At 65.4% G+C, this 23,014-nt stretch carries 20 protein-coding genes; 8 read left to right on the top strand and 12 right to left on the bottom strand.

The features are described from left to right. The first annotated feature begins 223 nt into the window (after window positions 1–223). The 3 genes from HPT29_RS15285 to rnd all read left to right on the top strand — a co-directional run bounded on the left by HPT29_RS15285 (window position 224) and on the right by rnd (window position 4,968). Window positions 224–1,474 carry a beta-barrel domain-containing protein gene (locus HPT29_RS15285; protein ID WP_173948210.1) on the top strand — a complete coding sequence of 417 codons (1,251 nt, stop codon included), beginning with the start codon at window positions 224–226 and terminating at the stop codon, window positions 1,472–1,474. Next, on the top strand, window positions 1,471–3,651 hold the full coding sequence (locus tag HPT29_RS15290; RefSeq protein ID WP_210272177.1) for a peptidase domain-containing ABC transporter: 2,181 nt from the start codon (window positions 1,471–1,473) through the stop codon (window positions 3,649–3,651). Before HPT29_RS15285 ends, HPT29_RS15290 begins: the two co-directional genes overlap by 4 nt. Before the next feature lie 153 nt (window positions 3,652–3,804). Next, window positions 3,805–4,968 (top strand): ribonuclease D, encoded by a 1,164-nt coding sequence (rnd, locus tag HPT29_RS15295; RefSeq protein ID WP_173948211.1) that lies wholly within the window; start codon window positions 3,805–3,807, stop codon window positions 4,966–4,968. 4 nt (window positions 4,969–4,972) lie between these two features. On the opposite strand, the gene HPT29_RS15300 is transcribed toward rnd, so the two are convergent. From HPT29_RS15300 to HPT29_RS15330, 7 genes are all read right to left on the bottom strand, one after another. Beyond that, window positions 4,973–5,515: an NUDIX domain-containing protein gene (locus HPT29_RS15300; protein ID WP_173948212.1), complete on the bottom strand. Its 543-nt coding sequence runs from the start codon at window positions 5,513–5,515 to the stop codon at window positions 4,973–4,975. Window positions 5,516–5,592: 77 nt separating this feature from the next. Then, entirely contained in the window at window positions 5,593–6,216 is a 624-nt protein-coding gene (locus HPT29_RS15305) for a 2OG-Fe(II) oxygenase (RefSeq protein ID WP_173948213.1), read from the bottom strand. A 115-nt stretch (window positions 6,217–6,331) separates the two neighbouring features. Beyond that, the gene (gene ppx, locus HPT29_RS15310; protein ID WP_173948214.1) at window positions 6,332–7,852 is read right to left on the bottom strand and encodes an exopolyphosphatase; all 1,521 of its coding nucleotides are present in this window, start codon (window positions 7,850–7,852) and stop codon (window positions 6,332–6,334) included. 1 nt (window position 7,853) lies between these two features. Further along, window positions 7,854–10,022 carry an RNA degradosome polyphosphate kinase gene (locus HPT29_RS15315; RefSeq protein ID WP_247654592.1) on the bottom strand — a complete coding sequence of 723 codons (2,169 nt, stop codon included), beginning with the start codon at window positions 10,020–10,022 and terminating at the stop codon, window positions 7,854–7,856. 146 nt (window positions 10,023–10,168) lie between these two features. Further along, window positions 10,169–10,861, bottom strand: a complete 693-nt coding sequence (locus HPT29_RS15320; RefSeq protein WP_173948216.1) for a P-loop NTPase family protein — start codon at window positions 10,859–10,861, stop codon at window positions 10,169–10,171. After that, window positions 10,854–11,969: an AI-2E family transporter gene (locus HPT29_RS15325; protein WP_173948217.1), complete on the bottom strand. Its 1,116-nt coding sequence runs from the start codon at window positions 11,967–11,969 to the stop codon at window positions 10,854–10,856. Before HPT29_RS15325 ends, HPT29_RS15320 begins: the two co-directional genes overlap by 8 nt. 29 nt (window positions 11,970–11,998) lie before the next feature. Further along, the gene (locus HPT29_RS15330) at window positions 11,999–12,529 is read right to left on the bottom strand and encodes a CDP-alcohol phosphatidyltransferase family protein (RefSeq protein ID WP_173948246.1); all 531 of its coding nucleotides are present in this window, start codon (window positions 12,527–12,529) and stop codon (window positions 11,999–12,001) included. A 510-nt stretch (window positions 12,530–13,039) separates the two neighbouring features. On the opposite strand from HPT29_RS15330, the gene purM reads away from it, so the two are divergent. From purM to HPT29_RS15345, 3 genes are all read left to right on the top strand, one after another. Further along, window positions 13,040–14,110 carry a phosphoribosylformylglycinamidine cyclo-ligase gene (gene purM, locus HPT29_RS15335; RefSeq protein ID WP_173948218.1) on the top strand — a complete coding sequence of 357 codons (1,071 nt, stop codon included), beginning with the start codon at window positions 13,040–13,042 and terminating at the stop codon, window positions 14,108–14,110. Further along, complete coding sequence (purN, locus tag HPT29_RS15340; RefSeq protein ID WP_173948219.1) at window positions 14,110–14,760, top strand: phosphoribosylglycinamide formyltransferase; 651 nt, start codon at window positions 14,110–14,112, stop codon at window positions 14,758–14,760. Before purM ends, purN begins: the two co-directional genes overlap by 1 nt. 96 nt (window positions 14,761–14,856) lie before the next feature. Continuing rightward, window positions 14,857–15,267: a cupin domain-containing protein gene (locus HPT29_RS15345; RefSeq protein WP_173948220.1), complete on the top strand. Its 411-nt coding sequence runs from the start codon at window positions 14,857–14,859 to the stop codon at window positions 15,265–15,267. A 106-nt stretch (window positions 15,268–15,373) separates the two neighbouring features. Here HPT29_RS15345 and HPT29_RS15350 read toward each other — a convergent pair whose 3' ends face one another. From HPT29_RS15350 to ndk, 5 genes are all read right to left on the bottom strand, one after another. Continuing rightward, window positions 15,374–16,642, bottom strand: a complete 1,269-nt coding sequence (locus tag HPT29_RS15350; protein ID WP_173948221.1) for a lytic murein transglycosylase — start codon at window positions 16,640–16,642, stop codon at window positions 15,374–15,376. A 70-nt stretch (window positions 16,643–16,712) separates the two neighbouring features. Next, window positions 16,713–17,078, bottom strand: coding sequence for a hypothetical protein (locus HPT29_RS15355; RefSeq protein ID WP_173948222.1), 366 nt, complete (start codon window positions 17,076–17,078; stop codon window positions 16,713–16,715). A gap of 179 nt (window positions 17,079–17,257) precedes the next feature. Continuing rightward, complete coding sequence (locus HPT29_RS15360) at window positions 17,258–17,452, bottom strand: hypothetical protein (protein WP_173948223.1); 195 nt, start codon at window positions 17,450–17,452, stop codon at window positions 17,258–17,260. 128 nt (window positions 17,453–17,580) lie between these two features. Beyond that, complete coding sequence (locus tag HPT29_RS15365; protein WP_173948224.1) at window positions 17,581–19,683, bottom strand: molybdopterin-containing oxidoreductase family protein; 2,103 nt, start codon at window positions 19,681–19,683, stop codon at window positions 17,581–17,583. 83 nt (window positions 19,684–19,766) lie between these two features. Beyond that, window positions 19,767–20,189: a nucleoside-diphosphate kinase gene (gene ndk / locus HPT29_RS15370; protein WP_173948225.1), complete on the bottom strand. Its 423-nt coding sequence runs from the start codon at window positions 20,187–20,189 to the stop codon at window positions 19,767–19,769. A 168-nt stretch (window positions 20,190–20,357) separates the two neighbouring features. On the opposite strand from ndk, the gene HPT29_RS15375 reads away from it, so the two are divergent. Further along, window positions 20,358–20,762, top strand: coding sequence for a DUF2147 domain-containing protein (locus HPT29_RS15375; protein WP_173948226.1), 405 nt, complete (start codon window positions 20,358–20,360; stop codon window positions 20,760–20,762). A gap of 244 nt (window positions 20,763–21,006) precedes the next feature. Further along, window positions 21,007–22,995, top strand: a complete 1,989-nt coding sequence (locus tag HPT29_RS28650; RefSeq protein ID WP_210272178.1) for a calcium-binding protein — start codon at window positions 21,007–21,009, stop codon at window positions 22,993–22,995. Window positions 22,996–23,014 lie beyond the last annotated feature (19 nt).

Genomic DNA, 23,014 nt, shown 5'->3' on the forward strand with positions numbered 1-23,014 from the left:
TCGGTCATGAAGTCCCGCTGGAAGAGGATGCGCCACCATCGCCGTCAAGCTGCGCGCCCGCTTGTTTCCCTGCTCAGCAGCAAGGGAATGCGCCGGGCTTCTTTGGCTTTGGTGGCGGGGGCGGCGGCTTCGGATTTCCGGTGAGATGAATCGGGTCCATCATGAAGCGAGATCTCTTGCAAAACCGTCATCGTTGTGAAACTTTATTTCGTTTTGAAACGGAATGACGGCATTGAAGGATCAGTTCTTTCGCCCGCAGGTTTTCGCGAGCAGCGAGCATACGGCAGCCTCGATGCCGGCTGCTCCTGTCTCGTGGCGGATCCTCTGTACCTTTCTGGCTCTCACGACGGGCGCAGCGGCTGCCTTCGTCGTCACGGCCGGCTATGCGCGAAAGGAGACGGCCACCGGGGCACTGATCTCCACGGCCGGGCTTGTTCGCGTCTCGGCAAGGCGAGTCGGCGTCATCACCGCCCTCAGGGTGCGCGACGGCGATCGCGTCGCCCCAGGACAGGCGCTCTTCACGATTGATGCTCAGCAGGGCCTAGAGGGTGGCGGCACCGTCTCGGCAGCCCTGATCGCGTCTCTCGACGCGCAAATTCGATTGCTCAAGGAGCAGATCGCTTCGGATCCGGCCCGCGTTGCGAACGAGATCGTTCGGCTCGAGGCTGGCATCCAGAGCGTGAAGGCACAACGGCTGGCCGTGCTCGCCCAGCGCGATTTGCAGGCTCAACTGGTGCAGGCAGCCTCGGAGCGGCGGCAGACCCTCGCCGAACTTTTCCAAAAGGGCAGCGGCACGAAGGTCGCGCTTCAAGAGCAAGAAGCCGTCCACCTTTCCAGCCGCCAGAGCCTGGCCGATCTCGACCGCCAGCTCGCCGCAATCGACAGGGACCTGGAGCAGGCACAACTCCAGCGCGAGCAATTGCCGGTGCAGCAAAACGATCGTGTCTCGCAACTCGGTCTGACTCTCGCTGATCGCGAGCGCGAGCGCACCGAAATCGAGTCTCGCGGCAGTCAGGTGATCAGGGCCCCCGTCGCCGGGCGCGTCACGGCCCTCCAGATCACTCCCGGGCAACTCGTGGATGCGAGCCGCCCCGTCCTCACCATCGTGCCCGAAGGCGCAGAGCTCAAAGCGGAACTCTTCGTTCCGAGCCGCGCGATCGGCTTCGTGCAACCGGGCCAGCAGGTCCGCCTCATGATCGATGCTTTTCCCTATCAGCGCTTCGGCACTCTGGACGGGTCCATCGAAACCGTCTCGCAGGCGGTCCTCGCTCCAAGCGAGGTTTTCGGTGCCGTGACTCCGAAGGAGCCGACATACCGTGTGGCCGTCCGGCTGAGGCAGCAGGGTATCCAGGCCTTTGGACGAGCGGTGCCCCTGCAGCCGGACATGGCGCTGCAGGCCGACATCGTTCTGGAGGAACGTTCGCTGCTGGCCTGGCTTCTCGAGCCCATCCTGAGCCTCCGGGGACGCATGTGACCCTGCTCGACAAGATCGATTTCCTGAATGGCCCGCGACTACCGGTCCTTCTCCAGACCGAGGCGGCAGAATGCGGCCTCGCCTGCCTCGCGATGATCGCGTCCTATCACGGACATGAGACCGATCTGGTGAGCCTGCGGGCCAGGTTCTCGGTCTCCCTGAAAGGCACCACGCTGCGGGATGTCCTTACGCTGGCTCAACGGGTCGGTATGACGGGACGAGGACTCCGGCTGGAGCCGGAGCAGCTCAAGAAGATCAAAACCCCCTGCATCCTTCATTGGGACATGAATCACTTCGTGGTCCTGAAGGAGGCGACGAGCCGGCGGATCGTGGTTCATGACCCGGCTTCGGGCCTTCGCTCATACAGCTTGAGCGAGGCAGGACGGCATTTTACCGGCATCGCCCTTGAGTTGAGCCCGACGGAGAGCTTCGAGAAACGAAAGGATGTCACCAAAATCCCGCTCTCTTCGTTCTGGGGGCGCCTCGATGGCTTGGGTCGTGCCCTCGGGCAAGCGCTGCTGCTTTCCGCGATCCTGCAGATCCTTGCGCTCGCCGGCCCGTTCTATATGCAACTCGTCGTCGACGACGCGATCCTGAAGGGCGACAGCGGACTTCTGACGGCTCTCGCCTTGGGCTTCACGCTGCTGCTCCTGATCAATGTCGGGGCATCCTGGCTGCGATCGCAGGTGCTCATGTTTCTCGGCAACGCGCTGAACTTCCAGATGAGCGCTAACCTCTTCAACCATCTCGTGCGGCTTCCGCTCGAGTGGTTCGAGAAACGGCATATCGGAGATGTCGTGTCGCGCTTCGGAGCAACCGTGCCGATCCAGAATCTGTTCTCGCAGGGGCTGATCGGCGCGATCGTCGACGGCATCATGGGCGTTCTGACGCTGATCATGATCCTGGTCTACAGCCCTGCCCTTTCGCTCGTCGTTTTCGGAGTTCTCGTTCTCTATGCCTTGCTGAGACTGACCTCGTATCATTTCGTGCGCCGCCTGCAGGAGGAAGCAATCGAGGCGGGCGCGAAGGAGAGCTCGATTTTCATCGAGACCATCCGGGGCATTCAGAGCATCAAGATCTTCGGCCGCGAAGCCGACCGGGAGGCGCTCTGGCAGAACCGCCATGCCGACAGCATCAACAAGGGTATCCGGCAGACGCGGGTCACGATCGGGTTCAGCTCTGCGCATCAGCTGCTCTATGGACTTGAGAACGTGCTCGTCGTCTACCTGGGCGCCCGCGCCGTCATGGCGGGAGACATGAGCGTCGGGATGCTCTACGCGTTCATCTCGTACAAGGAGCAATTCCTCGACAAGATCACCAACCTGATCGAGACCGCCCTTCAGTACCGGATGCTCGATCTGTACGTCGCGCGCCTGTCCGACATCGCGCTTACCCGGAAAGACGCGGACCATCATGGCCGCGGAGGCCTGGTGGAGAGGAGCGTCCAGGGTGGAATTGAGTTGCGCGACGTGGCCTTCCGCTACGCCGACACCGAGCCGGAGGTTCTGTCGGGCGCGACCCTGGCGGTCGAACCGGGCGAGTTCGTCGCGATCACCGGGCCGTCGGGCGGCGGCAAGACGACGCTGCTCAAGATCATGCTCGGGCTGTTCAGGCCGACGCAGGGGCGCGTGCTGATCGACGGCACTCCCCTGGAGGATTTCGGCGTCCAGGCTTTTCGGTCCCAGATCGGCGTGGTGATGCAGGACGACCAGCTTCTGTCGGGCAGCATCGCCGAGAACATCGCGTTCTTTGATGCGCGGATCGATCTCGACCGGATGCGTGAATGCGCGACACACGCCGGGATCGACCAGGAGATCATGGCCATGCCCATGAACTATAATACGCTTGTCGGCGACATGGGCACCGTCCTGTCGGGCGGCCAGCGTCAGCGGGTGCTTCTGGCACGGGCGCTGTATCGCGGCCCTCGCGTGCTCTTCATGGACGAGGGCACCTCGCATCTCGACCTCGACAAGGAGCGGGAGGTCAACCGGGCTCTGGCCGGTCTCGCGATCACCCGCATCGTCATCGCCCATCGGCCTGAGACGATCCGCGCGGCGGACCGGATCGTGGTGCTTCGCGAGGGCCGCGTCTCGCCGCCCATGGACACCGATGCCTTGGCCTTTGCCGAAGCGGCCCGGCAGCCCCTGGGCGGCGTGGCCGGGCTCGGCCGTGCATGACGGGGCGCGGCGACGGCCCCTCATGAATTCAGAACTGAGTAACGTATCGCCATATACTTCGCCCGGAGGGCAGTTTTACCTTATCCTCCGACAATAGGCCTATCGGTCCACGGCGGACTCGCGGGCCCCGGCCCGATGGGTTATGTACGCTTCATGGACCTGATCACCTCCACCGACGCCCTGGCGGCCGTCTGCAACCGCCTCAGCCAGCATCCGTTCGTGACCGTCGATACGGAGTTCCTGCGCGAGACCACCTATTATCCCAAGCTCTGCCTGATCCAGATGGCGAGCCCGGACCCTGCGGAAGCCTGTCTTATCGATCCGCTGGCCGAGGGCATCAGCCTGGAGCCCTTCATGGCGCTGATGGCCGACACGAACGTGGTGAAGGTCTTCCACTCGGCCCGGCAGGATCTCGAGATCGTCTGGAATCTCGGCGGCATCGTGCCCGAGCCCCTCTTCGACACCCAGGTCGCCGCCATGGTGTGCGGATACGGGGACTCGGTCTCCTACGAGCAGCTCACCAACGATCTCGCCAAGGCCAAGATCGACAAGTCCTCCCGCTTCACCGACTGGTCACGCCGTCCCCTCACGGACGCGCAGCTCACCTATGCCCTGTCCGACGTCACCCATCTGGTGAAGGTCTACGAGGCGCTGCTGGACCAGCTGCAGAAGAACGGCCGCCTCGAATGGCTGGCCGAGGAGATGGCGATCCTCACCTCGCCGGAGACCTATCAGGCCGATCCGGCCAATGCCTGGCGGCGCCTCGCCGGCCGGCTGCGCAAGCCGCGCGAGATCGCCGTGCTCATGGAGGTCTCGGCCTGGCGGGAGCGCGAAGCGCAGGCGCGGGACGTGCCCCGCGGGCGCATCCTCAAGGATGACGCGGTGATCGACATCGCCACCTCGGCGCCGCGCAGCGTGGAAGCCCTGGGGCGTCTGCGCACGATTCCGAACGGCTTCGAGCGCTCCCGGACCGGCGGCGAGATCCTGGAAGCGGTCGAGCGGGCGCTCGCCCGCGATCCCGCGACGATCCCCATGCCCGAGCGCAGCCGCGGCCGCGCGAATACCGGCTCCGTGGTCGACCTGCTGAAGGTCCTGCTCAAGGCCGTGGCCGAGCAGGAGGGCGTGGCGCCCAAGATCATCGCCACGGTCGAGGAGCTGGAAGCCATCGCGGACAGCGACAGCGCCGACGTCCCCAGCCTGCACGGCTGGCGGCGCAGGCTGTTCGGCGACAAGGCCATTGCCCTGAAGAACGGAGAGCTCGGGCTGGTGCTGGAGCGCGGGCGGGTGAGGCTGAGGACGATCGCCGCCCAGGACTGATCGGTCAGAGCAGCCCTTTCAATCGCAGCAGCCCCAGGGTCGCCACCGTGGCGGCATCCTTGATGACGCCGCTGGAGATCATCGCGAGCACCTCGTCGACCGGGAACGCGCGGCTCACCATGTCCTGCTCGGTGTGCTCACGACGGGTTTCGCCCTGACGAAGGCCTTGCGCGAGGTAGATGTGGAAGCCCTGGTTCGAGTGGCCGTAGCACTCGAACAGATGTCCCACGTGCAGCATGGTCTCCGCCGTCAGCCCCGTCTCCTCTCGCAATTCGGCGCGGGCGAGTTCCAGCGGGTCGATGCCGGGCGCATCCTCCCATGAACCCTGCGGCAGCTCCCAATAGCGGCCCTGAACGGGATAGCGGTACTGCTCCACCAGGTGGATCGCGCCGTTTGAGATGGGCGCGATAACGGCGAAGTCCGTCTTTTCGACGACGCCGTAGATGCCGGGCGAGCCGTCCTGCCGGACGATGGCGTCTTCCCGCACGCGCATCCAGCGGTTTTCGTAGACGATGCGCGTCGCAACGGTTCTGATGTCCGGCGCCATGGCTGCCCCCCACATGACAATGGCCGGGCTGAACCCGGCCATCGCTTATACACCAGACGTCACGCTGTGCGGGAGGCTCACCGCCCGAAGATGCCCTTGAAGACCTGGGCCAGCTTGTTGTGCTTCTTCTTGCGGTCCACGTCGGCCTGGCTCTTCACCCAGGCGATCTGGACCACGCGGCGCTCGCCCGCGAAGGGCAGATGGCCGTGCCAGGAATTGTCGGCCCGCAGGAAGGCGAACATGGTGCCCATGACGGGCGGCACTTCGAGCTTGTAGCGGTCGTAGTTCTTCTCGTCGTAGAGCACGCGCAGGCGCCCGCCCTCGTCCTGCTGCCACTCGTCGTTCATGTAGATCAGCATGGTCATGACCTTGGACGGGCCGTCCGTGTGGATGGCGCCGTATTTCGGCTGCGACTTTTTCATGATGGTGGTCAGACGCGGATACGGGTGCAGGTCGATGCCGAACTTCTTCGACAGCTCCTCGGTCAGCTCCGGACCCTCCAGCTCGTCGATGAGCTGCTTGAAGCGCCCCTGGAGCTTGACCTCGTCCACGGTCAGATAGCCGGGCTTGTCGATGGCGGGAAAGTCCCGCCGCAGCTCGTCGATCTTGTCCTGCTTCAGAACGCCGGATGCGAGAAGATAATCATAAGGCTCGTTCGAGCGGTCGGCGTTGCGGACAGCTGTCAGGTCGACCAGTTCCATGGTCATTTCCCCTTGGTGCGTGTTCTCTTGCGGGTTGGACAGTAGCGCAGCGAATGGCACTGTAAACCCATCTTGGCGATGGGATACAGCGACGCACGCGCCGGCCCGCCCCGCCTCACATGATTTCGATCACCGGATCCATGTTGAGGAGCTTGCCCAGCCCCCGCAGGCGGCCCGACAGGCGCTCGTTGGCGAGCGGCTCGAGATGGGCCGGCAGACGCAGCACGATCTGGCTGCCGCGGGCCATGAGAGGCGCCTCGGGCAGCACGCCCTCCATGGCCACCGAGACCGGATAGGCGACCCGCATCAGGGCGGCGAGCAGCCGGGCGCGCTCCAGGAGGCGCGGACCGGCCAGCGCCTTGATGCGCGAGCTCACCTTGTCGGGCGAGAGGCCCTCGTGCCGGAAGAAGATCGACAGGGCGAGATAGGCGCGGCCCGGATGGTCGAGCCCGGCGAAGGCCCCGTAGGCGATCAGGTTGAGGCTCTGCTCGCCCCGGTAGTCCGGGTGGGCGCGCCATCCGATGTCGGCCAGAAGGCAGGCGGCCCGCCGGAGCCGGGTGTCGTACTCCGTTTCGGGCAGGCCGAGGCTCCGGATGAAGGCTTCGGTCCATTGGCACAGCTCCACCCCATGGCGGGGCGAGCGGGAGCGCAGGAGGTTGAGGTCGCTGGCGGCGGCGAGCAGCGGATCGCGCTCGCGCGTCTCGGGATCGAGCCGGTCGAACAGAACGCCCTCGCGCACGCCGAAGGCCGAAATTGCCACTTCGACCGGCTGGCCGAGCCGGATGATCTCCTCCAGCAGGATCGCCCCGTAGGCGAGCAGCGGCCGACGGGCTTCCGAGACGCTCTCGATATCCTTGAGCGTCTTGGCGTCGGCCTCCTCGACGAGATGCAGGAAGTCGAGCCCGTCATCGGGGTCGATGAGATAGCCGTGCATCACGTGCAGCGGGTAGTCCCGCGCCGCCTGATGCAGCCGCGCCAGGGCGCGCCAGGTGCCGCCGACCGCGTAGAAGGTGCGGCCATGCAGGTTCTCCAGGTATTCGGGAGCCCTCTCCAGGGTCTCGCGGACGATCCTCTGGGCCCGCTTCAGCGAGCCGCCGCTGAGGTCCTGCAGGGCCAGGCCGCCCAGCCGCATCGTCACGCCCTGCCCGACCTGCGAGCCCTGGACCTCCACCAGCTCAAGGCTGCCGCCGCCCATGTCGCCGACGATGCCGTCGGGCTCGTGGAAGCCCGCGATGACGCCGAGCGCCGAGGCCCGGGCCTCTTCCGCGCCGGACAGGAGGCTGATCGGGCGGCCGCAGGCCCTGGCCGCCGCCTCCAGGAAGGCGGGACCGTTGGAGGCGTCGCGCGCCGCCGCCGTGGCCAGAACGAAGACCTCGGACACCTGCATCGTGTTGCAGAGGACCCGGAACCGGGCGAGCGCCCGCAGGGCCCGGTCGACGGCCTCGTCGTCCAGGCGGCCGGTGGTCGCCACATGGCGTCCGAGGCCGCAGAGGACCTTCTCGTTGTAGATCGGCGTCACGGCCCGGGAGAGACCCTCATAGGCCACGAGGCGCACCGAGTTCGACCCGATGTCGATGATGGCACAGGGACGGCCGATCTTGAGCCGTCCCTGAGCCTCCTGGCTTACGGCCTGCATGTCAGCGCTGCCCGCGCTTGGCGAGCGCTTTGGGACTGGAGGTCTTGAGGGATTTGCCACGGCCCGACAGACTCGGATTTGTCATGAAATACTTGTGAGCGTTGAATGGTTCCTCGCCCTTGGCCGGCACCACGCGCTGGCTCGAGCCGTCGGGAAGCACCGTCCAGCTCTGCTCGTTGTCGAGGAGGTTGGCGAGCATGATCTGGTCGAGCACCTGCTGGTGCACGGTCGGGTTGAGGATCGGCATCAAGGCCTCGACGCGGCGGTCGAGGTTGCGCGACATGAGATCCGCCGACGAGATGTAGACATGCGCCTTGGGGTTGGGCAGAGCCTGCCCGTTGCCGAAGGAGTAGATGCGGGTGTGCTCCAGGAAGCGTCCGACGATGGACTTGACCCGGATGTTCTCCGACAGGCCCTTGATGCCGGGCCGGAGGCAGCAGATGCCGCGCACGATGAGATCGACCTGCACGCCCGCCGCGCTCGCGTCGTAGAGGGCGTCGATGATCTCGGGGTCGGTCATGGAGTTGCACTTGCCCCAGATCGCTCCGGGTCGCCCTGCCCTGGCATGCTCCACCTCCTCGGCGATATGCTCGAGCAGGCGCTTCTTGAGGTTCAGCGGCGAGACCGCCATGCGCTCCAGCTCGGCCGGCTCCGCGTATCCGGTCACGAAGTTGAAGATGCGCGACACGTCCCGGCCGATCACCGGATCGGCGGTGAAATAGGACAGGTCGGTGTAGATGCGCGCGGTGATCGGGTGGTAGTTGCCCGTCCCCACGTGACAATACGTGATGAGCTGGCTGCCCTCGCGGCGCACGACCATCGACAGCTTCGCGTGGGTCTTCAGCTCGATGAAGCCGAACACCACCTGGGCGCCGGCGCGCTCCAGGTCGCGGGCCCAGCGGATGTTGGCCTCCTCGTCGAAGCGCGCCTTGAGCTCCACGAGGGCGGTCACGGACTTGCCGGCCTCGGCCGCCTCGGCGAGCGCCGCGACGATCGGGGAATCGGACGAGGTTCGGTAGAGGGTCTGCTTGATCGCCACCACGTTGGGATCGCGCGCGGCCTGACGCAGGAACTGCACCACCGCGTCGAAGGATTCGTAGGGGTGGTGGACGATGATGTCCTTCTCACGGATCGCCGCGAAGCAGTCGCCGCTGTGCTCGCGGATGCGCTCGGGGAAGCGCGGGTTGTAGGGCTTGAACTTCAGGTCCGGACGTTCCAGGGCGACAAGCTGCGACAGGTCCCGCAGGCCCATCATGCCCTCGACCACGAAGACCTCGTCGCTCGACACCTCCAGCTCCTCGGCCACGAAGAGACGCAGATCTTCCGGCATGGCCGCCTCGACCTCCAGGCGGATCACGCTGCCGCGGCGGCGCTGCTTGAGGGCCGTCTCGAACAGGCGCACCAGATCCTCGGCCTCCTCCTCCACCTCGATGTCGGAATCGCGGATCACCCGGAAGGCGCCCTGCCCCTGCACATCGTAGCCGGGGAACAGGCGGCTCGTGTAGAGCACGATCATCTGCTCGAGCGCGATAAAGCGGGTGGCGCCTGTCTCGGCGAAGTCCGGCAGGCGGATGAAGCGCTCGGCCCGCGACGGAAGGCGGATCAGCGCGTTCAGCACCTTGCCGTCGCTCTGGCGCACGAGCTTCAGGGCGATGGAGGAGCCGAGATTCGGAATGAACGGGAACGGATGCGCCGGATCGATGGCGAGCGGCGTCAGGACCGGGAAGACATGGTTGAGGAAGTAATCCTCGAGCCAGGAGGCCTCCGCCTTGGTCAGGCCGGCGCCCTCGGTCAGAACGATGCCTTCCTCGAGAAGAGCGTCCCGCAACTCGCGCCAGCGCCGCTGCTGATCCGACGCGAGGTTCGACACGGCGACCGAGATCTTGGCGAGCTGCTCCTGCGGCGTGAGCCCGTCCTGCGACGTGGTGGCCACGCCCGAGCGCACCTGACCGATCAGGCCGGCGACGCGGACCATGAAGAACTCGTCGAGGTTGTCGGCCGAGATCGACAGGAAGCGCAGCTGCTCCAGGAGCGGGTGGTTGCGATTGGACGCCTCCTCGAACACCCGCCGGTTGAACTGCAGCCAGGACAGTTCCCGGTTGATGAAGCGCTGCGGGAACTTCCGCAGCACCGCTCCGTCGAGCTCGATGTCCGGCGGCGCCTTGGGCAGCGGCGCTTCGCTGACGGTCTCCACCTCTTTCAGGGCAATCGCGCTGCGCACTTCGATCTCCGCCGTATCCCTTTTCGGCGACCGTTTTGCTCTGGGCTTCGTGACGGTTTCACGACGGTTCGACAACGCGGCGTTGATGTCAGGCTTCACTCGCTCTCATCCATTTCCTGTGCGGCACCAAGGATCTCTGCGGCGATCGTCCGTGACACGCGCCGGCCCCGGCTCAGGGCCTCCCGGTCGAGGAGCGCCACCAGCTCGGAAGCCTTCGCCAAAGACCTTTCGATCCGCAGAGCAATATAGTCGACAACGGAGGTGTCGACCACGAGTTGCCTGTCGACGAAGAGCTTCACCAGAACGGCTTTCAGGAGCGCATCGTCCGGCGCTTCCAGCGATACGCTCGGCGCGAGGCGCAGGCGCGACAGGAGGTCCGGCGTTCGCAACGACCAGCGGTCGGGCGGCGTCTCGCAGGTGATCAGCAGCGATGCCTTCTTCTCGCGCGCCAGGTTCAGGAGATGGAACAGAGCCGCCTCGTCCCGTTCGCCGCGGTCCATGTCTTCGATGGCGAGCGCGCCGTTCGAGACCAGATGCGGAACCTTGTCCTGGGTGATCCCCGAGGCGTCGATGGTCCAGGCGCGGGCATTCGTGGCCCAGATCGACGCGAGATGGCTCTTGCCGCTGCCGCGAGGACCGACGAGGAGCAAAATCGTGTCCGGCCAGGCGGGCCAGCTCTCGATGAGGCCGTAGGCCTGCTCGTTCGACGGGCTGACGAGGAAATCCTCGGCGCCGAACCGCGGATCGAGCGGAAGATCGAAGGCGAGCTGCTTGGGCGTCTCACGCATCGATGTCGACCTTCTCCGGCTCGACCTTCGGTTTCAGGATCACCGGCTCGGCGCCGCGATAGAGGGGGCTTGCCAGGTACTGGCGCAGGGCGAACCGCGCGACGACCCCCACGGCGGCCGCGAGCGGAACCGCGAGCAGCAGGCCGACGAAGCCGAAGAGCGCGCCGAAGGCCACGAGGGCGAACATGAGCCAGACCGGATGCAGCCCGACGGAATCGCCCACCAGCTTCGGGGACAGGATGTTGCCTTCGACGAACTGGCCGAAGATGAAGATGCCGAGCGTCGCGGCGATCATGGTCCAGTCCGGCCAGAACTGGACGATGGCGACGCCGACCGACAGGATGAGCCCGGTGAGCGAGCCCACATAGGGGATGAAGCTCAGGACTCCCGCCGTCATGCCGATCAGGGCGCCGAAATTGAGCCCGATCAGCGCCAGGCTCACCGCATAGAAGGTGCCCAGGATGAAGCAGACCATGGCCTGGCCACGGACGAAGCCTGCGATCGCCCGGTCGATGTCGCGGGCGATGGACCGGATCGTCTCCCGGTGCTTCATCGGCATCCAGGAATCGACCGTCCGCACCATGCGGTCCCAGTCGACGAGCATGTAGAAGGCGACGACCGGGGTCACCACCAGCAGGGAGAAGATGCCGATCAGGGCCTGCCCTCCGGACCACAGCCCCTGAAGGAAAGCCGTCACCCAGGCGATGCCCTGGCTGATGAGGTTGCCCACAGAGGGCGGGGTCGCCGGCAGGGCGTCCTCGATCCCGAGCTTGCGGATCAGCGGCCCGAGCTGCTCGGCTCCGAGCTCCTGAAGCCGCGCCACGTAGCCCGGCAGCCGCTCCACGAAGGCTCCCACCTGCTGGGCCGCGAAGGGAACCAGGATCATCAGGGCGACGATGAAGACGAGGACGAACAGGACCAGGATCAGCAGGCTCGCGCCCAGGCGGCCGATGCCGACCTTCTGCAGCCGGTCGGCCAGAGGATCGAGCAGATAGGCCAGCGCGAAGCCCGCCACGAAGGGCAGCAGGATGCCGCGCAGCACGAACAGCAGCAGAACCGCGACGACCAGTGCCGCAATCCAGAACCCGATCTGCCGTTGGACCGTCATCCGTACTCCATACCTGTCAATTCTGGCCTTCAGGTGGTCATGTGCCGCAGCCAGCCTCCGAGATAGGCACCGGCAGACGCTATGGTCAAGGTGGCGACCAGCACCATGGCAAGCTCATCCAGCCCCGCGAGATCCACCCCGAAGGCATTGGCAGCCAGTGCATAGGCGGCAAAGGCGATCTGCGCGGCGGTGTTCAGCTTGCTCACGAGGAGCGGCTTGATCTCCACCGGACGGCTCATGATCCAGGACAGGAGGATCGCCGCCACGATCATCACGTCCCGCGACACCACCACGATGGCAAGCCAGCTCGGGATCGCCCCCACGATGGCGAGCGTCACGTAGATCGAGACCAGCAGCGCCTTATCGGCGATGGGGTCGATATAGGCGCCGAACTCGCTCTTCTGGTTGAAATGCCGGGCGATGAACCCGTCGATGCCGTCAGAGACCCCGGCCACGACGAAGAGCACGAAGGCCGTGCTCCACCGGTGCTGCATGATCATGACGATCACGATGGGCACGATGATCAGGCGGCCGATGGTGATGATGTTCGGAATGGTCATCGGGCCGATGATGGCCGGTCGAGGCGCGGAGTTCAATCTCCGGTCCCAGAGGATGGGGATAATACGTGCCTCTCCCGGTCAAGACGGGGCTTCTCCCGAGCGCCCATGTCCCCTTCACGCGACACCCCTCATCCTGAGCAGGGTGAAGGTGTGAGATCTAGACGGGCGGCCTCGCACAACCGGGCCCGCAGGCACTCCCGGCACCCTCCGCCCTTCCTCGCCACCCTTCGCCCGTCCCAACACCCTCGACGTCATGGCCGGGCTTGTCCCGGCCATCCCGCTGCGGTGAGGCGCGGCGCTCTTCCGATCGGGATCACCGGCACGAGGCCGGTGATGACGAGGAGGGTGTCAGGGCCCGCCATTCCAATCCGGACAGGCTCTCCGCCTCACCGCAGCGGGATCACTGGGCTTGTCCCGGTGATCGCACCCGCCTAATCCCTCACGGTTGCTCAAATCCCCTTGCCTCCCGGTCCCTCTCGCCTTACTGCCCGAGCCAACACGGGGTGAGCCATGACGACCGAGAAGCAGACGAACGGCCTGACCTATGCCCAAGCGGGCGTCGACATCGACGCGGGCAATGCCATGGTCGACCAGATCAAGCCCCTGGTCCGCTCGACGCGCCGGCCGGGCGCGGACGCGGAGATCGGCGGCTTCGGCGGGCTCTTCGATCTCAAGGCCGCCGGCTTCAAGGATCCGATCCTGGTGGCGGCCAATGACGGGGTCGGCACCAAGGTCAAGATCGCCATCGACACGGGCATTCACGACACGATCGGCATCGACCTCGTGGCCATGTGCGTGAACGACATCATCGTGCAGGGTGCCGAGCCCCTGTTCTTCCTCGACTATTTCGCCACCGGCAAGCTCTCTCCCGAGGTCGGCGTCCATATCGTCAGGGGCATCGCCGAGGGCTGCCTCCAGGCGGGCTGCGCGCTGATCGGAGGCGAGACGGCCGAGATGCCCGGGCTCTATGCGAAGGGCGATTACGACCTCGCGGGCTTCGCGGTCGGCGCCGCCGAGCGCGGCACGCTGCTGCCCAAGGATGTGGTCGTCGGCGACGTGCTCATCGGACTGCCCTCCTCCGGCGTCCATTCCAACGGCTTCTCCCTCGTGCGCCGGATCGTCGAGCAGTCCGGCCTCGCCTGGGATGCACCCGCCCCCTTCGCGCAGGGCAAGAGCCTCGCCCAGGCCCTGCTGGAGCCGACCCGGATCTACGTGAAGGCCCTGCTGGAGGTCCTGAAGACCGGCCACGGCATCAACGCCCTCTGCCACATCACCGGCGGCGGTTTCCCGGACAACATCCCGCGCGTCCTGCCGGACGGCGTCGGCGTGCGCCTCGACCTCGGTGCGATTGCCGTCCCGCCCGTGTTCGGCTGGCTCGCCAAGGCCGGCGGCGTGGCCGAGGCCGAGATGCTGCGCACCTTCAACTGCGGCATCGGCATGATCGTCGTGGCCGCAGCCGACCAAGCGGAGGCCGTGACGGAGCGGCTGCGCCAGGCGGGCGAGGCTCCGGTCCGCATCGGCGAGACCGTGGCGCATGCCGGTGGCGAGCGCGTCCAGACCGCGGGGCACCTGGCGATCTGATGACCCGCCGCCGCGTCGCCATCCTGATCTCGGGCCGCGGCTCGAACATGGTCTCGCTGATCGAGGCCGCCCGAGCCGGGGCTTTTCCTGCCGAGATCGCCCTCGTGGTGTCGAACCGCCCGGACGCGGCCGGGTTGGATCGGGCCCGGGAGGCCGGGATCGCCACCTGCGTGATCGACCACAAGGCCCATCCCACCCGCGAGGATTTCGAGCACGCGATGGATGCGGCGCTTGCCTCGCGCGGCATCGCCTTCATATGCCTCGCCGGGTTCATGCGGGTCCTGACTGACTGGTTCGTGGAGCGCTGGGCCGGCCGGATGATCAACATCCACCCGTCCCTGCTGCCCCTTTATCGCGGCACCCACACCCATCGCCGGGCCCTCGCGGATGGCGTGCTGGTGCATGGCTGCACGGTGCATTTCGTGGTGCCGGAGCTCGACGCCGGCCCGATCATCGCCCAGGCGGCGGTGCCCGTCGTTCCAGGCGATACCGAGGAGAGCCTCGCGACCCGGGTGATCGTGCAGGAGCACCGGCTCTATCCACAGGCCCTGCGCATGATCTGCGACGGGACGGCGCGGCTGGAGACCGGGCGGGTGGTGTTTTCACGCCCATGGGACGCGAGCGGTTCGCTGCATTCGCCCGGGTCGTGAAACGACCGACGGTTCCATAAACATCCATTGACACGCGCTCTGAACGGGCGTGGAATCCCAGGTGCTGGGGTGGCTTCTTTTTGACGGGAGAACGCCATGAGACAGCTCAACCGTCGCCAGACCTTGTTCAATATTGCCTTAGCGTCTGTTGCCCTTCCGACTGCAACTGCTTCCGCCCAGACCCCCGGAGCATCGGAAGGCCGGGAAATCGCCCCGGGTGTCCGTCGCGTGGACTACTCGAAGCGTGACACGATGATTCCGAACTACAAGACGGTATCGATGCGCGACAGCATCTATCAGCCCGGCGCGAGCACCAGCGGGTCGAGCATGGCCAACGACATGGTCTGCCACATGCTGGAAGGCGAACTGACCGTGGACACCGGTTCCGGCGACGCTCGCTACAGGAAGGGCGACGTGTGGTCCTGCGCCAAGGGCATGCCGGAGCGCAGCAAGAATACCGGGAGCACGGTTGCCGTCATGCGGGTGATCGACCTTCTGCCCGGATGATGGCGACCTGAATGCCTCTCGCATCCTCGAAAGGAAAGGCCGAATTCGCCTCGGTCTTTCTGCATCCTGGTCTCGTAGGCAGTTTCGCCTGCGTCCACACGATGCGCTAGCGAAGGGCTTGGACGAGGGCCGCATCGGGAAAGCAGGTCTCGTCGCGGCGATCCTTGATCTGCCACTGGCCGATCGCCGTGCGGGTGGCAAAGCCGATCAGGCCGTCGACCTTGCCGACATCATAGCCCTGGCCCTTCAGTCGCTCCTGCATCGTCTGAATGTCGCCGCGCCGTAGGGAATCGATCGGCCGCCACCATCCGGCGAACGCCGAGGCGCCGCCCATGCGGTCTGCCAGATGTCCGATGAAAAGCGCATAGAGATCGGACTCGTTGTACTGCTTGAGAACGTAGAAATTCTCGGACACCAGGAAGGACGGTCCGAGGCGGCCGGCGGGCATGACCAGGAAAGCCGCCGTGTCGTGGCCCCAAGGGGGCGGGGCACCGAGGGCGGGCGTGAGTCCGAGCCTGAGCCAATCCCCCATCGGCCTGCCCTGCCGCGGCCCCTCCAGCGTGCAGGAGACCGCCTGCGGCAGCTTCACCTCGAAGCCCCAGCCGGTACCCGGCTTCCAGCCATGCTCGCGCAGATAGTTCGCGATCGAGCTCAGGCTGTCCGGCACCGAGTCCCAGACATCCCGGCGGCCGTCGCCATCGGCATCGACCGCATAGCGCAGGAATTTCGAGGGGAGAAGCTGCGGCTGTCCCAAGGCCCCGGCCCAGGACGACAGCAGGGTCTCGCCGGAAAAATGATCCTCCTCGAGGATCACCAGGGCCGCGAGAAGCTCCGGATAATACAGCGCCTTTCGGCGCCCCATGAAGGCCTGCGTGGCCAGAACCCGCAGGGCCTGGTGCTTTGCCCGGACGCGGCCGAAATGCGACTCGCGGCCCCAGATCGCGACCACGATCTCCCGTGGCACGCCATAGCGGCGCTCGATGTCGTCGAGAGCGGAGTCCCATCGCTGCAGGAGTACGCGGCCGTCCTTGGCCAGGGAGGCGAGCTGGGCCTCGGGAAAATAGCGGCCAGGGCTCTGAAACTCGGCCTGGCGCTGGTCGTCGGACGGGACCGGGCGACCCGCCGGGAGAAGTTCAGGGAGAGCCCAGTCGAGCCTGATCGCCGACAGGTTGCGCTCGAAGGTCTCCCGGGTGACACCCTGCTTCTGCGCATCGGCCCAGACCGTCCCGTCCAGCCAGCTTCGGAACTGCCCTTCCGTAGTCGCGCGGAGATCCTGCGCCCGGAGCGTTGAGCCCTCGAGCACGAGAGCGGCGTACGCCACCAAGGCCGCGAGAACGACGGCCGAGACGCGGGACAGGTTGGCGGATGCAGGCATGGCCAGACACTAGCGTACGAGCCGGTATCGGCAAAGCTCCGGCTCCCGGTCCGGTGCACCTCGGAGTCGCTTACATCTGCGGGCGCGGCAGCCGGCAAGCGTCGAGAGCGGTGAGCGCCTTTTCGCGGGCCGTGTCGTTGAAAAGGCCCGTATCCCGGTAGGCCTGGAGCTCATCGGCGCTCAGGGACCGCATGGTGCGACCCGCATAACAGTCGCAGCCACGACCAAGGGACGCCTCGCTGACGCCGCTCTGGAGGCGACCCTGCGTGATCGCGCAGGCCTGACTTACCCGGACGCGCAGCTGAGCGACGCTCTCGGTCTTGAGCGCCGGATCGACCTGGTATTGCGTCGGCGTGTTGGAGGCGGCCGCGAAGGCCGATGCCGCGCCGGCAGAAACAGCGCCAGTCACGAGCAGCGCGCGAAGGATCGAGGTCATGGATGGCTCCCCAGGGACGAAATCACGTTCGGCTTTAAGAATAGGCTTGGCCGTTCGGGATCAAGGGGCAGCTGCGGATAGGCTTAAGAAGGTCTGACCGGCGCCCGGGGGCGACCACGAAAAGAGCGGCACCGGGGAGGTGCCGCTCCTGGTCTCTCCAAGGTTGGCGCAGGCAGTTCTCAGCGGTGCTGCCCTTCGTACTCGTTCACTTTCCTGGTCAGGAGACCGCCGGTCGCGAATGCGAGATCGTCGATCGTCAGAACGACCGGTGCCGCGACGTCCGCCAATGAGGGAGCGGTCCTGCCCTCGTGTCTGATTGAACCGGCATCGAGGTCCTGATGTGAGCGATCATCAGTCGCCTTTACGTCCGTCATGCCCGAATCCTCACACTATGAATGATCGCCTGGAGTGGTAGGAGCCCCATGCGAGCCCCGCACGAGGCGCGCGACGCCTGACTATGATTAAACGTTACTATGTTGCTTGGAATCAGACGATAGTTGGATCACTCAAGGTCAGGTGAGGCCTTCTCCAGTGCCACCCGATTGTCGTGGAAGGCGGCCCCGCCGTAGGGAGCCACCTGGTCGCCGCCGGTGAGCGTGTTGATGCCGCGTCCGAAGGGATGGGCCGCGTTGGGCCAGATGCCCTCGGCGATCAATACGCCGCGCCGCACACCATCGAAGAGCCTCGCCCGCAGATAGACCTCGCCGCGGTGGTTCCTGAGCTTGACCCAATCGCCGTCTGCGATGCCCTGCGGCTCGGCATCGAGCGGATGGATCATCACCTCGGGCCTCCTCTCCTTCTCCAGGGAAGTCGGAGTTTCATTGAAGCTCGAATTGAGGAAGTTGCGCGCCGGGCTGGTGGCGAGCCGGAACGGATGCTCGCTCGTCGCCGCCTCGATCACGCTCCAGTGGTCCGGGAAGGCCGGCATGCTGGCCCAGGGCCCCATAGGGCCATTGTTGTAGGACGGGATCGCCGTCCAGTCAGGCTTGAAGCGGAACTTGCCGTCCGGATAGCCGAAGCCATTGAGGAAATGAGCCTCCTCGAAGGGCGGCTGCGCGTCGAAATGAACATGAGCCTCCAGGTTATCGAGATCGCCCCAGCCCGAATTCCGGAGGGTCCAGTCGATGATCTCCCGCGGCTCCATGGCGAAGCCGCGATGTTCCGCGCCGAGGCGCGCTGCCAGCCCGCGGAACACCTCGTGGTTGGAGCGGCACTCGCCCGGCGGATGGATCAGCCTGGGGCCGACCTGGAAATGCTGATGTCCGCCGCCGGAATACAGATCGTCGTGCTCCATGAACATGGTCGCGGGCAGCACGATGTCGGCCATCAGAGCCGTCTCGGTCATGAACTGCTCGTGGACGCAGACGAAGAGGTCTTCCCGGGCGAAGCCCTGCTTCACCAGCTCCTGCTCAGGGGCGACCGAGACCGGATTGGTGTTCTGGATCAGCATCGCCTTGACGGGAGGTCCATCGTAGAGCGCCTGCGGGTCGCCGGTGAGAACACGGCCGATCTGGGACTGGTCGAGGATGCGGATGCTCTTGTCGATGGCGTCGTGGCCCTCGATCAAAGCCTTGTTCCAATGGAAGATTCCGCTGTTGGAATGCAGAGCGCCGCCGCCCTCGTAGCGCCACGCGCCGGTGACCGCCGGGATGGAGAGCGCCGCATGCATGTTGACCACGCCGTTGCGCTGGCGCGCGAAACCGAAGCCGAGGCGGAAGTAAGTGCGCTTGGTCGCGCCCACGAGCCCGGCGAAGGCTTCGATCTCCTCCACCGACAGGCCCGTGATGGCGGAGGCCCACGCCGGATCGCGCGTGCGCAGATGCTCCTCGAGTTCACGCGGATGGTCGGTGTAGCGTTCGAGATAGTCCCAGTCCGCGAGCCCGTCGCGGAAGAGCACGTGCATGACCGCGCAGGCGAGCGCGCCGTCTGTCCCCGGCTTCACGAGCAGCGCCATGTCGGCCTGCTTCATGGTGGCGTTCTGGTAGATGTCGATGGCCACGATCTTGGCGCCGCGCTCCTTTCGGGCCTTCATCGCGTGCGTCATCACGTTAACCTGAGTATGAACCGGGTTCGTGCCCCAGATCACGATGCAGTCGGAGACCGCCATCTCGCGCGGGTCGGCGCCGCGCAAGTGACCCGCGCCGGCCACGTATCCGGTCCAGCTCATGGCCGTACAGATGGTGGAATATTGGCCGGAATATTTCTTCACATGACGCAGGCGGTTGATGCCGTCGCGCATCACGTAGCCCATGGTGCCGGCATAGTAGTAGGGCCAGACCGATTCCGAGCCGAACTCCCGCTCCGCTTCCAGGAATTTCGCCGCCACGACGTCGAGGGCCTCATCCCAGGAGATGCGCTCGAACTGCCCCGAGCCCTTGGGGCCGGTGCGCCGTAGCGGATGGAGCAGCCGGTCCGGATTGTGGATGCGCTCCGCATAGCGGGCCACCTTCGCGCAGATCACGCCTGCCGTGTAGGTGTTGCTCTTCGCTCCGTGGACGCGGCCGATGGTGCGACCGTCGATCACCTCGACCTCGAGGGAGCACACGGATGGGCAATCGTGCGGGCAAACGGAGGCGCGGCGTTCGATGCGGGAAGCTTGGTTCATGGCGGGCGCATGATGGTCGAAGAGCCGTAAAATGAAAAGGCCGCCCGAGGGCGGCCTAAACATGAGGGCTATGCCACGAAAGCTTAGCCGACGATCTCGTTGCCCGAGAAGAACTGGGCGATCTCGATCTTGGCGTTGTCCTGGCTGTCGGAGCCGTGGACCGAATTCTCGCCGATCGACTTGGCGTAGAGCTTGCGGATCGTGCCCTCGGCGGCGCTCTCCGGGTTGGTGGCGCCCATGATCTCGCGGTAGCGGAGAACGGCGTTCTCGCCCTCGAGGACCTGAACGACGACCGGGGCGGAGATCATGAAGTCCACGAGCTCGCCGAAGAAGGGGCGCTCCTTGTGGACCGCGTAGAAGGTCTCGGCCTCGCGGCGGCTCATGAGGATGCGCTTCTGAGCCACGATGCGCAGGCCGGCCTTCTCGATGACGGCGTTGATGGCGCCGGTGAGGTTCCGCTCGGTCGCGTCGGGCTTGATGATGGAGAAGGTACGCTCGATGGCCATGGCAACTCGCTTTGATCTGAGATGGGAATTGATGAAGTGCGGCGCTTATAGCGACGAGCCCCTCGCGCCTCAAGCGCCTTTTGCCCCCACCCGCTTGGAAAGCTTAACCGCCTCCCCTACTCTTCTGGATGAACGGCCCGGTGAATACCGGCATAGAGGGAGTCCCCCATGAAGCACGCGATCCTGGCCGCTTTCGGCCTTGCCCTGTTGACCGTCCCGGCCCAGGCCCAATCGGCAGACCCGAGCGGGACATGGCTGACCCAGAGCGGCGATACCCGGGTGAGGATTGCCAAATGCGGCGCCGTTTATTGCGGCACCATCGTGTCCTCGACCTACGAGAAGGATACCAATAACGCAGACCCGAAGCTGCGGGACCGCAACATCGTGGGTGTCCGGATGATCTGGGACGTCAAGCCTGAGGCGGACGGCTACGTCGGCCAGCTCTACAATCCGCAGGACGGCAAGACCTATACCGGCAAGCTCAAGCTCATGAGCCCGACCACCCTGCAGCTTTCCGGCTGCGTCCTCGGCGGACTGATCTGCCGGTCGCAGACCTGGACGAAGGCGAATTAGCTCCGAGCCCTGCACCACGCGATGGTTGTACCGGGTGCGGCCATCCAGGGCAGCCGACGGAATTTCGTGAGCCAAGCGAACCGATTGCCGGTGCAAGATTAACTCTGAGATTTCAGTTCGTCAGGACTGGCCGGGAACGACCTACAATCGTCCCTCAGAAGAAATTTTATTCCTAACACTGCTTGCGATATATAACTCTATAACATAATAAGGCCCTTAGCTGAGCCATAGCTGGAGTGCCGCCGTGACCGTTTACGTGATTGACGCATCGTCGCCCGTGCCGCCTTCGACTGAGGATTATGATGTCGCGCTCGCGCTGGAACGTAACGATACGGTCGTATTGGCTGAGGGTAGCTCGATTACCGCATCGGGCTATGGCTCCCGAGCGATCACGGGTTTGGACAACACCCTGCTGCTCAATGGGTCAGTACGCAGCGAGCAGGACGTAGCAATCTCAACCTCCGGACGGATCAACATCTCCGGCACCGGCTCGGTCTTCGGCCTGTCGGGAGGACTTTGGCTCGGCGATCCTATCCCCGGCGGGGGCGGCGCCAATATCGTGACCAATGCGGGCCTGATCAGTTCCAAGAGCAAGCTTGGCGCAGGCACGGCCGTGTTGCTTGAGACCCATGCGGGCACCCAGAACACGATCTTCAACTCGGGAACCATCATCGGCAGCGATGGAATCGTGGCCAACGGGTATGACACGGACACGGATAGTCTCGTCATCACGAATACTGGCCTGATCGAGGGCGTCGTTGCCATCTTCGGCCTTTGGAACGGGTCCACCACCGTCACCAACACCGGCCACATCAAGGGCGATGTCTGGCTCGGCGGAGACGGCTGGAACGAGCCGCGGGGGGCGTCGACGAACATCTACGACGGCCGCGGCGGCACCATCGACGGCAAGATCCTGTTCGGCGCCGGCAACGACATCGCCTATGGCGGCGACTGCGACGAAACCTTCGTGACGGGCCCCGGCACCAACTTTCTCGATGCCGGCGAGGGTGTCGACACGCTCGGTTTCACGCGCGGAGACTATTATCGCCTGGCCTGGCACAAGGTCGATCTGCGTATCACCGGCAAACAGCAGACCGGAAACGGGACTTGGGACACGATCCGCAACGTCGAGAACCTTACGGGCGCGCACAACACGGATCACTTCATCGGCAACGATGCCGCCAACTCCTTTACCGGCCTCGGCGGCAACGACACTCTCGACGGCCAAGCCGGCAACGATGTTCTCAGAGGTGGCGCGCACGACGACGTTCTGATGGGCGGAAGCGGCACCGACGTGGCGGTCTATGGCGGCAACTTTTCCGATTATACCGTCCAGCGAAAGGCCGACGGCAGCTTCTCCGTCGTGGACAACCGCACCGGGGATGGTCAGAACACGCTGACGGGCATCGAATATGCGCAGTTTGCCGATCGGACGATCGCACTGACCGCTTCGAACTCGGCTCCCACGTCTGTGAGCCTCGACGTCACCACCGTGAGCGGACGGGCCAAGGCCGGAGCCGTCGTGGGTCATCTGTCGGGGACCGATCCGGACGGCGACGCCCTGGGCTATTTCCTCGCGTCGAACCCGAACGGCCACTTCCGGATCCAGGGCGACGAGCTCATCGTGGCCAAGCCCTTCACGGCGGGGGAAACCACCGTCGAGCTCGTGGTGCGGGCAAGCGACCCAAAGGGTGCTTCCATCGACGCCCGAATTATCCTGCAGATCACACCGGACGGGATCGTGCCGGTCGCACCGGACGTTCCGGCGATCGACACGCCCACCGTCCCACTCCCGTCAGTTTCGCTCCCGCCGGCGTCCGTCACGGTCCGAGGGAGCAGAGGCGCCGACCGCCTCAAGGGGGGCGCCGGAGACGACGTGCTCAACGGCGGGCTCGGCCGCGACAAGCTTTCCGGCGGCGATGGTAGCGATACCTTCGTGTTCTCCACTAAGCTCGGCAAGACCAACGTTGACACGCTGACCGACTTCAGCGGCGTCGATACGATCAGGCTCTCGAAGGCCGTCTTCGGCGCGCTGCACAGGGGCCTGCTCGACGAGAGCGCCTTCGGGCTCGGCGCAAAGGCCGCAAACAAGGATGTGCGCATCCTTTACGACGCCAAGACGGGCAACCTGTTCTACGATGCCGACGGCTCGGGCAATGCCTTCGATTCGGTGAAGTTCGCACACGTCAAGGTGCACACGGCGATCGTTGCCGGCGACTTCATCGTCGCCTAGAAGCGCCGTAGCCTCCGGC

It is taken from the genome of Microvirga terrae (assembly GCF_013307435.2).
Taxonomy (GTDB): Bacteria; Pseudomonadota; Alphaproteobacteria; order Rhizobiales; family Beijerinckiaceae; genus Microvirga; species Microvirga terrae.